Source organism: Thalassospira sp. TSL5-1 (assembly GCF_001907695.1).
GTDB lineage: Bacteria > Pseudomonadota > Alphaproteobacteria > Rhodospirillales > Thalassospiraceae > Thalassospira.
The window spans coordinates 76,361-90,395 of sequence record NZ_KV880642.1 but is presented as its reverse complement, the minus strand read 5'-3'; the positions used below and the strand labels follow the sequence as shown (position 1 = coordinate 90,395).

1 protein-coding gene is annotated in these 14,035 nt (G+C 52.2%); it reads left to right on the top strand.

The genetic code is table 11. From position 1 onward, the window contains the following. The first annotated feature begins 7 nt into the window (after window positions 1–7). Window positions 8–14,035, top strand: coding sequence for a beta strand repeat-containing protein (locus LF95_RS21135; protein ID WP_073957194.1), 14,028 nt, complete (start codon window positions 8–10; stop codon window positions 14,033–14,035).

Here is a 14,035-nt window from a genome sequence, read left to right as displayed (position 1 = left end):
CAAAATTATGAGCAAGAACAGCTTTACCAATCCGTCACGTCGCCCCTTGAAAACTGCTGCGAAGCGTGCTGCATTGTCGCACCCGCAGGCAGGCGAAGCGATGGCCCCCGCGCGTAAACGCCAGGCAAAAGGCCTGACGCCGTTTAATATCCTGGCTGGTGCAACGGCACTTGGTTCATTCTTTTATGCAACCGCCCATCCGGCACAGGCCCAGTCGGCCCTGCCGCAGGGGGGGACTGTTGTTGGTGGCAATGTCACGATTGGGCAGTCTTCGCCCGATACGATGAATGTTGTCCAGGGGTCGAACTCGGCCATTGTGAACTGGCAAAGTTTTAATGTCGGCAGCGGAAATACGGTTAATTTTCAGCAACCCAGCGCAAGCAGCGTGATCCTGAACCGGGTGGTTGGTAATGACCCGTCCGCCATTTTCGGGACGATTACGGCAAATGGTACCGTTATGCTGGTCAACCCTAACGGGGTGGTGTTTGGCCCGGGATCACGGGTGGATGTTGGCAGCCTGGTTGCGACAACGGCCAATATTCGGGATGCCGATTTTATGGCGGGCAATTATAATTTTGATATTGCCTCTGCTGATCCCTCTGCCTCAATCATCAATGCCGGAAATATCAGCATTCGTGATGCCGGGCTTGCCGCCCTTGTGGCGCCAAACGTCCAGAACGCCGGTGTCATCAATGCCCGCCTTGGCAAAGTCTCGCTCGGCGGGGCAAAGACTTTTTCCCTCGATTTTCACGGTGACGGCCTGCTCAGCTTCGGTGTGAGTGCCGATGTGGATACTGCCCCTGTCGGCCAGGATGGTGTACAGGTTGCATCCCTGGTCAGCAATAGTGGCTCGATCATTGCAGATGGCGGTGTTGTTGCCATTTCCGCCCGCGCCGTGAAGGACGTTATTGATAACGTCATCAACACCCAGGGTGTGATTCAGGCCAATAGTGTCTCCACATCCAATGGCCGGATTGTTCTTTCTGGTGGTGATAATGGCGCGGTTGTTGCCGGTGGTAGCCTCAAGGTAACGGGCAATGATGCCGGTGAAACGGGCGGCAGCATTGTTGCGACCGGCGACAAGATCGCCGTAAGTGCCGATGCGGAAATTGACGCATCGGGTAAATCCGGTGGCGGCCTTGTTGCCATTGGCAGCGAAGGTGACGGCGAAAATGGCCGTGGCACCGGTGCTTGGTCAAACGACGTCAGCATTGCAAAAAACGCCAGCCTGAAGGCCGATGCCATTGAGAATGGCAATGGCGGCAATGTCACGGTTCTTTCCGAAAATCTGACCGACTTTGGTGGCAGCATTTCCGCCAAGGGTGGGGCCGAAGGCGGCAATGGCGGCTTTGCCGAGGTTTCAAGCCACAAGGGCGTTAAACTGACCGGTTCGGTCGATCTGACAGCCCTTAATGGCGATACCGGTACGTTCCTTCTGGATCCTGACAGCCTGACGATTGTTGCGGGAAGTGGTGGTAGCCTTGATGGAAATGCAGGTGACGGTTCCGTTGGCGGTTCTGATGCCAATAGCGGTGCCAATACCATTTCTGCCAGTGTGCTCGAAGGTATTGCCGGGACATCAAATATTATCCTCGAAGCAACCGGGCTGATTACGGTTGATACCAGCCTTAGTCTTCAAACCGCCTCGGGCCACAGCTTTACGCTGAAATCAACCGGATTGGGTGGTATTACCTTTACCGATGCGACCGACAGCATTTCGACCAATGGCGGTGATATCGTGCTGCAGGCAACATCGCCCGGTGCCAATATTACCAACATTGCCAACTTGAATTCAAATGGCGGTGCGATTGTCATTCAGGCTGCGCGTGATGTTGAATTTGCCGGTAATGTAAATGCTGTTGCCGGCAATATTACCGTTAATTCTGTTGCCGGTTCGATTTACAATAAATCAGGCCTGCAAACCGCACCTGTTTTGATCGGGCAAAATCTCACGATTACGACTGGCACAGGTAATATCGGTGCTGCCGATAATGCGATTTCAACCGATGTCACCGGTCTTACCGTTGAAGCTGGGGGCAGTTTTGCCATTAGCAACAATCAGGCTCTTGCATCGCTGAATCTGTCTTTGGATCATCTGCTTTCTGCCAGTGATCAGACTTATAAGTTGAATGCTTCCGGGCAGACTTTTACGCTTTCGGATTCAACAGATGCCTACGTCATCGAGACTGTTGAGGCTGCGGGACTGAATTTTACGTTTAGCGGCGAGAAAAACATCACTATCGGTGCTGTTGATGTTGGCAGCGGTGATGTTTCGCTGACGGCAAATAGTGGTGCTCTTTATGGCGCAGGTTCATCAGAAAACCCGCATGTTACGGCCGGTAAATTTGCCATCTCCGTCCGCGATGGTGTTACCGGTAATAATGCGTCTCGTAGCCTGACCACCAAAATCAGTTCGTTAAGCGCGACAACCGAAAGCGGCGGTTTGTATATATCGAACCAGCAACCCGACAATGGTGGTTTGACGGTAACGAGCTTTGAAGCTGCGGGCGGGAGCGAGCTTGTTGATGGCAAGACTCTTGGCTCGAGCCTTTCTTCAGATGGTATAATTACCTTGGGGAAGGTGGTTGTCGGATCTGGCACAGTTCTGATTAAAGCCGGTTCTCATCTTGTTGATGATGGCAGCGATGCGACGCCCGTTTCTGTTGAAAAAGCCTGGCTGGTTTCCGAGACCGGTTTCATCGGCACAGAGTCACGCGATCTCAAGATAGACAGCACAGCTTTTGACGTGTCGGCAGCAGGTGATATCAACCTGGAGGTTGTTCCGACGTCGGGAACAGTAACGTTTGATGACCTGTCTTCTGCAAACGGTAAAATTGATCTAACCACGCATACCAGCACCACGATTACGTCGGCCTCTACCTCTGATGCCAATAATATCGACATCACAGTCGATTCCTCGTCCGAGGGTAATAATGCTGCGGCGCTTGCCATCACGTCGCTTGTGGCCGGAACCAGTGGCGATGTTACGCTGAATTTGGCCAACGGTTACGTGACGGCATCGTCACTAACGGCGGATGACCTTGTTGTTTCGGCAACCGTGGTGGCAGGCGGCGCTTCTACCAATACGCTGAATACCACTGTGAATACCGTGGACATCACCACGCTGGGCAGCAGCGGCAGCCTTCAGTTGACCAACAGCAAGGCCTTTACTGCCAAAAATGTCAAAACCGGGGATTCAACTAATACTGTTTCCATCAAGGCTGCGTCCGGTAATCTGACCGTAGCAACGATTGATACCAAAGCAGACCTTACTTTGTCTGCAAATGCAGGGGACATCCTGGCTGTCGATGCCAATAACAATATTCGCGCGGCATCCATATCTCTCGCCGCCCAGGGCAACCTTGGGGCGTCGGGTGCCGATCTGAAAACCTATGTCACCAAGCTTGCCGTTGACAATGCTGCAAACATTTACATTCACAACATTGACAACACCCTGACCAGTCTCAGCATCACCAACAAACATGATGCCAATCAGGCAAATGTGGTTCAACTGTCTTCGGAACATCTGGACTTTGATGTTACCGATGATGGAAGTGCTGTTTCGCTGAATAAAATTATTGGCAACAACCTGACGGAATTTGCTTATACGTCAGATAGCAGTCTTATTATCGGGCAGGTTGCAACGAATAATGCAACGGTGGCACTGACCGCCGGGGGCAATATTTCTGACGATGGGGATACAAATACCCGTCTTGTCACGGGTGGAACATTGTCTTTGTTTGCCGAAAGCGGCAGCATCGGCAAAAGTGCTGCTTATCTGGAAGTTATTGCGAATGATCTGACCATCAATGCGGGGTCGGACATTTATCTGCGCAATATTTCCGATATGTATAACCTGAATATCAAGTTGGGCCATGCCGATCCGCAACAAGCCAACGTCTATGATATTGAAGCGCAGGGATTTGAGCTGTCCTTGACCAATAGTCTCGAGGATGGCTATGCGCTTGATAATCTGTTTGACGTTTCGGGCATGGATGTCAGCCTTGATGTTGATGATGACCTGACCCTCGGCAATATTGACGTTACCTATAGTGGGTCGATCAGCCTTGCGTCAGACGGCGCCATTGTGAATGACAATGTTGACAGCAATTATATTCTGGCCAATTCGATATCGCTCAATGCCGACGCAGCCATTGGCGCGGCCGACAAAAAGTTGGATATCCTTACAGGTAACCTGAGCGCGACCGCGCAAGGTGGCGGCATTTACATTGCGTCGGAAAATCCGACAGGATCGTCGAATTACGACGCTACGCTTAAAATCACGTCAATGTCCGCGCAGGGTGATATCGATGTCGCTCTTGCCAATGGTGATGTTGCCCTGGAAGGCAGCATTAACACCAATCATCATGATTTTAACCTTGCAACGAATAACGGTGCCGTTATCGGCAGCAGCAGCGGCTCCGTCAATGCCGGTTCGGGCAAGATCACGATTGAGTCAAAAGGGAATATCGGTCGCGATAGCGATGGCGATTACACCAAGGTTTTCAGCCTGAATGCCGCCAATGTTGATTTGCAGGCGGGCGGTACGATCCTGACGTCGGGTTCACATGCCAGTACGATCCTTACCATGTCGGCGGGTGGTGCCAGTGCAGCTTATACCCTGACGTCCGGCAATCTTGGTACGGGGAATATCTCCGTTGCCAACGGCGCGGGGACCCTTGCACTGACGGCGACAGGCGGAGCGATTTACAAGGAAGTATATCCTTCAACTCTCCAGGCTGCAAAGGTGACGCTTGATGCTTCAGGAGTAATCACTTCTCTTGAAACAACGGCAACGGATCTGACGCTGAAAGCCGGGAGCAGTATTGATATTTCCGCGACGTCGGTTTTGACAGACTTGTCGATTGAAGCCACATCAACCCACTATATTTCCGTGAGCAGCAGTTCGCTGACATTCTCAACGGATTATGACAATGGTCTTGATGCCTTTGTGGTGGCAAATCTCAATAACCAAAACCACAATGCTGATCTGAATTTTTCTCTAAATCTTGCGAATAATATCAGGCTGGATGCGCTAGATGTCCGCAATGGCAGCATTTCGATCACGTCTGGCGGTTCAATTTTCAACGATGGCAATAGTACCACGGTCGTAAAGGCGGCTGGTGGTGTTACGCTAAGCGCGGGTGCCAATGGTCATATTGGTGCCGAAAACAATGCGCTGGATCTTGATACGTCTTCTCTCACGGTGACATCGGCGGGGGATATTCGTGTTGCCAGCGCAACGGCGCTGACACATCTTGCAGTGACCAGTACCAATGCCTCGTCCCAGGGGGATCTGGTATTTGATTTTGGTGTAAATGCGCCTGTCAGCATCACCGACGGTGCCAGCAGCCTGACGGTTGAAAGCACTGAGTCCCTGAGCGATTTCAGCCTGATTTCGGCCAAAAATATTATTGCCAAAAACATCACGGCAACTGGTACCGTGTCGCTTGAAACAACAGCGACCGGGTCAAATAGCAATATTTCCAATTTTGATGCGAATACGGTTGTTAATGCTGCAAAAGTTGTTCTTAAAACCAATGCGTCGAGCAAAACAGATGGGGCAATCGGGGCGTCTGGTACCGCGTTAAAGCTGGAGACGAGTGATCTGTCGATCACGACCAAAGGCAGCTTTTGGGTCAATAATTCAGGGTCCTCCCTGCAGGCACTGACGCTAGATTTGGCACATGTCGATGACCAAACCTCTACCAGGCAGACCTATAGCCTGAGCGGGAGCAACAATGCCGGCCTGACATTGTCGGATACCGGGAGCCAGGTTGCCTTGTCTTTGGCTACCAGTTCGGCAATTGATTTTACCCTGTCGATTGATCGTCAAATCAGCACGGGTACCATTGACGCCGGGACATCCTCGACGGGGGCCGTTTCCTTAACCACAACGGGTCAGGCCTCTGGTCAGAATGAACATGGATCTATCACCAGATCATCTGGGACGATCACGGCCGGATACGTTACCCTCAATTCTTACGAGTCCGTTTCCGCGACGACAAATACGCAAAACCTTTCGATTGATTCGAGCTTCAATGTCAACGTAATCAATAGTGCGACGCTTGATAGCCTGAAGCTGAATGTTGATCGGAAGAACGTCGATAGTGGTCAGAGTTCGTCTGACATTACCTATTCGATTTCCAGCTCCGGGCTGACTTTTTCAAGTGTTGTAAACAAGTCTACTGGCATTGATGGCTTCAGCCTTGGCTCGATTTCCCAGTCCGGCCTTGACCTTGACATTACGGCGGACAAAACGATTACCGTTGGCAGTGTGAATGTTGGATCAAGCGGGAATCTGACCCTGACGGCGACAAATGCCGACATTCGGGCGACGACCAGCAATCAGGTCATTACTGCAGGCGAACTGACCCTGAATGCCAATCAGGTTTATCGATATGGCTCGTCGGATTATTTCCATGTCGATGCACAAAAATTGTCGGGAACTGTCAAAACATCGGCCCGTATTTCGGATAATGGCGGACTGACGGTCTCCAATTTTGCCGCGACAGAAGATAGCAGCTCGATTGATCTTGAAGTGACCAACGGAGATTTGCTTACCGAAGGTGAGCGGGCTATTTCCGCACGTAATGTGCAGCTTGTCGTCAAACAGGGTGACATTGGCGCGAATGGCAATTCTATTCAGTCTGACGCACGGAATCTCACACTGGTAGGTGGCGGCAATATCTTTGTTGCCAATGCCGCGGATCTCTTTTCACTTGATGTAACGGCAAATCATCACACCAATCCGAATTATAGCTATGCCATCGAGACATTGGAAAGCAATGCCAGCTTGAGCCTGTCGATTGTCGATGACCCAAATGCAACGATGCAGGTCATGAATCTTGCTGACAAGACCGGTATCGATTTCAGTTTCTCTTCTGATAAAGACGTTTCAGTCGGAACGCTGAATGCGGGGGCAGGCCGGTGGCTGAGTATCTCGGCAACGGGTACGGCGCATAATATTTCGGCTTTTGGCACATCTTCGCTTATCGCGCGCAGCATCTCGTTGAACGCCACGAATTCGATCGGGGCGACGGGCGCGCAGGACGACGGTACCACCCGTATCCAGACCACAGCAAAACAACTGAGCCTTTCCACCGGTTCAGACATTTATGTTGATAACCATCTGGATCTGGCGTCTTTCTCTATCAAGTCCGAGCACATTGCCCAGACCAACCCGACTTATATTGTCACGGCTCCGGAACTGACTTTTTTAATGTCCGACTCTGCCATGACAAATCTCACTACAGTCATCGATAACACGGGTCTGGTATTTTCAATTAATTCAACACGTGGTTTGTATATTGGAACGATCAATACATCCCTGACCGGTTCCGTTACGCTTGAGACCAACAATTCGTCGTTCGGGATATATGGCAATGACTTGAGCAAACCAGTCGTCGCCGGGGCAGTAAAAATTGTTACCCGTGAAAATGCGGCAGTTGGCAAGGACGGCTGGGGCAGTCTTGTTGTTTCGGCCGCGACCCTGGAGCTTGATACGACCGGATCAGTTTACCTATTTGATACGCGCAGGCTTAGCCAGTTGTCTTTGACAACCCGAACCGGGGCGAGCGGTACCTATAAAATCACGGATTTGACGTCCAATCCCGATGGTCAAGCGCAAGATTTCGACCTGGCGGCGCATGCCATTCTCTCTGGGAGTGCGGATGCCAATAACGGCTCTACATATGACAGCATCACGGATAATACCGGCCTGGCGCTGTCCATTGTTGGCGACAATGACGTCACGATCAAGGATATTGACCTTGCCGGTGTGGGCCAGGTTTCGGTTTCAAATATAGATTCCGGTAATATTTACGGTGACGGCATTAATGGCACGGCAGTTAATGCTGCTGTCGTCAGACTGTATTCGAGCACGGGTTCAATCGGTGGAACCGGTACAGAAATCGAGATCAAGGGCGGTACCGTTACGGCCTCTGCCAAAAATGATGTCTCGCTTGCGTTGCAGGGCCGTACCGATCTTGGAACTATCAACATTTCGGGAACCGGCAAAGCAACTGTCGTAAATACCAGTGGCGATATCGCGCTTGGCACGGTTTCGCTCAATGGCAACGATTTCTATCTTGATAACCAGGGTGGTTCCATTCTAAGCGGAACCCTCAATGACACCGGTAACGTCACTTTGATCGCCAATGGCTCGATCGGTAGCCAGAGTGCCATTCAAATGTCAGCGAATGGCAGTGGTACGACCACCCTGCTTCAGATTACGGCAGTTGCAAACGATGGAACAGGCACGGGTTCTGTTGCCGATGGTTCGGTGAATATCACGGAATCCTATGGTTTGATCGTTGGGAATGTTTCTGCGGCCTCCGATGTGACCATTTCCGGGGGAACGTCGTCCGGCAGTAGCCAGAGTGTCACGATTGACGACATTGTTGCGGGCACAGGTGCGGTTACGATTACGGCTGGTTATGGTTCTGTTCTTGCGTCAGGCGGTGGTAGTTCCATTACGGCGGGAAAACTCTCGATTTCAGCTTCGCGGGGCAGCATTGGGGCTTCTGGCGCCGGGATCAGCACAAATGCGACCAAGCTTGACCTCAAGTCGCCACGTAACATTTATGTCAGTTCCGATAGCGACCTTACCAGCCTGTCAATTGATCGCACAAATTCTATCAATAATAGCTATGACAGCAGCGGAAGCCTCTCCATTTCCGCCCAAAATCTTACCTTTGCAGTGAGTGACGGTTCTTCACTGACAACGCTGACTCAGATCGAGGATACAACCGGCCTTGATCTGACATACAAATCAATTGAGTCCCTTCGTATTGGTTCAATTGATGTTGGCAGCGGGAATGTGACGCTCTCTGCGTCTTATAGCAGCGCTATAAGTAATGATCAGACAACAGCCAATATTACCTCGATCAATAGCAGTTCATTGCTTAAAGCGGGGTCTTTGTCCCTGACGGCCTCCAATTCCGACTCAGCAATCGGATCTGGTGGCCAGGCATTGATGCTTGATGTTGATGCGCTTGTTGCGACAGCCGGCACGGGCGGAATGAACGTTAACAATGCGCATGATCTCGCATTGAACGGGATTTCGACCTCGGGTGATCTTGCGATTACGATTGCATCGGGGAACCTTACGGTTGACAGCCTGAGCTATGGCACCGGCAAAGACCTTGCCTTGACGGCAACGCATGGCTCGATCTTCACCGGCGTTGGCAAAAGCCTGTCGCTGAGCAGCGGTAACATTACCCTGAATGCTTCTGACGGTATTGGCTCAAGCACCTCGCGCCTGCAGCTTTCGGGAAGTGGTACAGGTCAGTTCACGGCACATGTGACGGGTGAGGGGGATATTTACCTTAATACCCAGAACGGTATGTCGAACAAGCTTGTTGCCAGCACGACCGATGGTTCGATTGATATTGTTTCAGATGGTGATATCCGTTTGACAGACCTTACCGTGGGCAAAGACGCGGTTGGCAACAACATCATCGTTAATGCGAAATCCGGCAATATCACAATTGGCGGCAATAGTGGTTCTACCGGTGTGGCTGCGGGTGCCAATTTTGGCAAAGTCAACCTGTCTGCCAAGAATGGCGCCATTTACGCTGGCAATGCCAATAGCAGTCTTGGTGCATTTGAGGTGCGCCTGACCGGTGCCAATGGCGTTGGAACCCAGAACAACGCCATTGCCGCCAGTGGACAGCGTGTGCTGGTCTCTGCGACCAATGCAGGTGCGGATATTTATTTGCGCTCGGCAGTGGATGGCACCTTCTCCTCGGTTTCGTCTAACGGCGGTGATATTTCAATCTCTGGCTCGAATGGGGCCAGCATTCTGGTTGCCAGTGCCGTTTCGGCGGCGGGGAGTTCCAGTACGGCAGGCAATATCACGATCACAACCACGGGCGAGGGCGGAAATCTTATTCTTGGTGCGATTAATGCCAAAGGCAGCTCGACGGATGGTAAAATCGTCCTTTCTTCGGAAAATGGCAGCGTTCTTGACGATTTGATTGCCGAAACCCGTATTGTCGGTTCCACCCTTGAAGTTAACGCCGCTAGTGGTGTGGGCTCGGATGCCAATAATCTGCAAACCACGGTTGGCCAGATCATTGGCACGATCGCGACCGGCAATGCCTACATTACCGACGACAACACCAATGGTGTTGATCTGGGCACAGCCCAAAACGCGTTGCGTCTGGTAAATGGTTCGCTGTTCGTTAACACTGGCAATGCGGTGGATCTGGTCAATGTAAAAGCCGAAACCGATGGCAACAACATTACCGTCATCGCTGCAACGGGCGATCTTACTGTCGGGTCCGTTATGGCGGGCGCCACAAGCTTTGATCCGCAAAACCAGCCAGTTTCGTCCAAGGTTACGCTGAAGGCAACCGAGGGATCGATTCTCAGTAGCGGTACTGGTGAAAATCCGGTGCTTATTTCTGGCGATCTTTCGCTTGATGCGAAGCAGAATATTGGTGCCTTTGACTGGCAGCCTGGCCAGACTGCCGATATTGACGCCCTTCAGGTCATTGTCAGCAGTCTTGCCGCGGCAACCCACACGAATGGTTCGGTGATTGCCATCTTTAACCAGGGTGCTGCCGCCATTACGCTGGGGAACAATATCACAGCCGACGGGGCTGTTTCGATTGCGGTCGGTTCCAAGGGCAATGTGACCTGGAGTGATGCCTTTGATAACGCCGTCGATAAATTGTATCTGACGTCGGGTGATGTTCTGACACTTGATGATACGGTCACGGCAGGATCGATCTATGTGTCTGGCAAAAACGACATCGTCAGCACCTCGCAGACAATGCCGCGCACGCTGAAACTTGAAGCAACCACCAGCAACGGGATCGAACTGCACAGTGGTTCGGCTGGCGGCACGACGACGGTTGAAAGCACTGCTACGGCCCTCAAAGCCAGCCTTGCCGAAGTGCAGGACGGTAACGGTAGTGCGCTTGTTATCACCAATACCGGTGCGCTGACAGTGGCAACGCTTTCGGCTTATAACAATGTCACATTAACCAATAATGTGGGTGTTTCAGGCGCGAACATCACCACACATGGCGATGGACACACGGCAGAGATTACAGCGACAACGGGCGATATTGCGGTTGGCACCATCGATACCGGTGCCAACGGAACAATCAATCTTACCTCGACAGCGGGTGCCATCGCGTTTGTTGATAGCCAGTCGTCGGTAACGGCAAATATTCTGTCGTTGCAAAGCTTTGCCGGTATTGGCACCGAAAACCAGAGCTTCAGTACCAATGTCAATACACTGAACGCGACTGTTACCGGAACGGGTAATATCTATACGTCTTACGCCGCAAACCGGTCGACGGGTGTTTTGAATGCTCATGACGGTGATATATTTGTCACCGGCTTGGGTGATCTTGACGTGGTCCTGAACAAAATTGTCCTGGCTGATGGTCACAAGATTGTTGTCAATACCGGTCAGTCGGATGTGACCCTGACAGGGAACTATAATGGCGGCAACCAGACCACCAGCTTTGATGTGACGGGTGCGACCATTACGACCGCTGCCTTTACCACCGGTGGCAGCCAGACCTATAAAGGCACGACCATACTCAATGGTGATTTGCAGGCATCGGCCATTTCGATCACGGGTGACGTGCAGGCCAGAGGCACGGCATTAAGCCTTATCTCGTCGAATAACGGCAATATCACCGTTACCGGCAGTATTGAGGGCACCAATGCAAATGAGGACACATCGCTTACGGTCAATGCCGGTACGGGCGATGTGAGCATCGGCTCGGCAAAGGTTAAAATTGCCAGTGTCGATCTGACAGGGGCGAATATCACGGTTGGGGATGTTACCTCGTCTGGCAGCCAGACCTATAATGGTGCGGCCAATCTTAACGGTGCATATGTTGCCGGGGGTGAGTTCAAGGTAACGGGGGCGGCCCTGTTAACGGGTAATACCAACACGATAATTAATACCTCGTCGAACAACAGCAATGTGACCTTTGGTGGTACGATTGACAGTACCAACACCCGTGGCCTGGAAATCAATTCCGGTTTTGGCGCGATTAACTTTAGCGGAGCAATTGGCGGAACCAATATTCTGCAATATCTCACGCTGACGACTTCGGTTAGCCAGGCCGATCTGCCGACAGATGGGCAGATCGTCTTTGGGACCAATGCCAATGTCAAAGTCGTTGACGATTTCAAACAGGTTGGTGGTCGTCGTATTTCCCTGCCGGTGTCGATTGAAAGTGAACTTGGCAATGTCGAGATCAGCGGTGCAGCTTACCTGAAGGCCGGTGCGACCAGCATTAAGGCCGTGAATGAAAATGAAGGCGGTCGTGTCCAGTTCTTGAGCACGGTTAACGGCAATGCAACCCAGTTGAAGGTCGAAGCCTCTGACAGGATCGAGTTTGTCGGGGATTACACTGACGCCGGTGTTGGTTCAAGTGTTGAACTGATTGCCCCGCAAATGATGGTCAATGCCGTAAGCACCAAAGGTGCGCAAAGCTATACCGGCCAGACCACCCGTATCACGGGCGATCTGACGGCAGGGTCAATCCTGGTGGATGGTAATGCGACTTTGGCCGCACAAATCCAGATGCGTGGTTTGCCGCAGATCGAAACCACCACCTTTGATACCAGTGCGGCAAATGGTGACATCACCATCAAAGGTACCCTGGATGGAAACACTGACAATGTCGTCATGACGGCGGGCACGGGTGCGGTTGCCATTGAGGGGGCCGTAACCAACAGCACAAGCCTGACGATTACCGGTGGCACAATTGCCCTGCATGATGTGACGACGGATCAGGATCAGACCTATACCGGCACCACGACCCTGAACGGGACGTATCAGACCGATACCGACTTTACGGTTGATGGCGGCAGTTTCCTTGCAGGTGATACGGTCATTAATACGCAATCAGGTTCCCTGTTGCTCAAGGGGGCTGTCAACAGTGTTTCCCATGCTGATCTGACGCTCAATCTTGCGAACACCAATACCACCGTTTTTGACTTTGCCCTCGGCAATACCAGCGCCCTTGGCAAGTTGACGATCAATGCCGGTGAAAATGGTGTGACCCAGTTTGCCCGCACGGCCAGCATTTCGGCTCTGGACGGGCTGGTTTACACGGGCGGCATCAAATTGCTGTTGCCTGCCAATATCACCGCAGCCAACGGGCCGATTACGCTTGGCAAGTTGAAACTGGTGGAAGATACTGATCTGCTTGATGAAATTGCGGTCAAACCGCAATCGATTGACGGTGTGATTGCAACCCTGCCGTCGGGCAAGGTGACAATCCGTAGCGGAGATGACATCACGATTGCCGGTTTGATCGGTACCTCGACCGATCTGGTCATGACCTCGGGGACGGGTGATATTCGGATCGGTTCCAAAGAGGGAACGAGTGATCAGAAGATCAATGTCAAATCCCTGAATGTGGCAGTGGCCGGTACGGCAAATCTGTATGGGACAATTGGTGGCATTTCCGGCTTTGACGCATCCTATGAAATCGGTCCGCTAAAATTTGCGCCTTATTTCATCAATGATGCTTTCTGGCGTAATCGCGAACTGCCGCCGGCAGCGACCAAAACGGCACCGCTGCCCAAACCGCCCAGCACCCCGCAGGTTGATACCCTGTTTAACCTGAACGCCCCGACGACCGGTGTCACACCAAACGTGATTGCCGCCTTCGCCGCGCCAACAGTTCTGAATGTCGGAACGACCCCGGTTGGTATTCCGGCAACCATTAGCCCGTCGGTGATCAACACGACAGGCACCGGAACAGGTGGTGGCCGCGTGACGGTTAATCCGGCCGGAGGGACGACTGGCGGAGGTGTGTCCTCTGGTGGCGGCGGGTTTGGTTCTGCTGGCGGTGGTGCCTTTGGCACGACCGGCACTGGCGGCGCAGCGGGTTCTGGCCTGGGCTCTGGCTCTGGCACGGGTCTTGGCGGCGGCGACAATACTGGGGGTACGGCACCGGATGGTGGTAGCAATTCCAATGGTGGCAATGAGCCGGGCGTTGTTGGCGGGCAGTCCAGTGATAGCGATTTGATCCAATCGAATGATCAATAA

Bases quoted from the DNA above. Each gene is read 5' to 3' on its own strand.
- LF95_RS21135 (WP_073957194.1), top strand. From the start codon at position 8: ATGAGCAAGAACAGCTTTACCAATCCGTCACGTCGCCCCTTGAAAACT.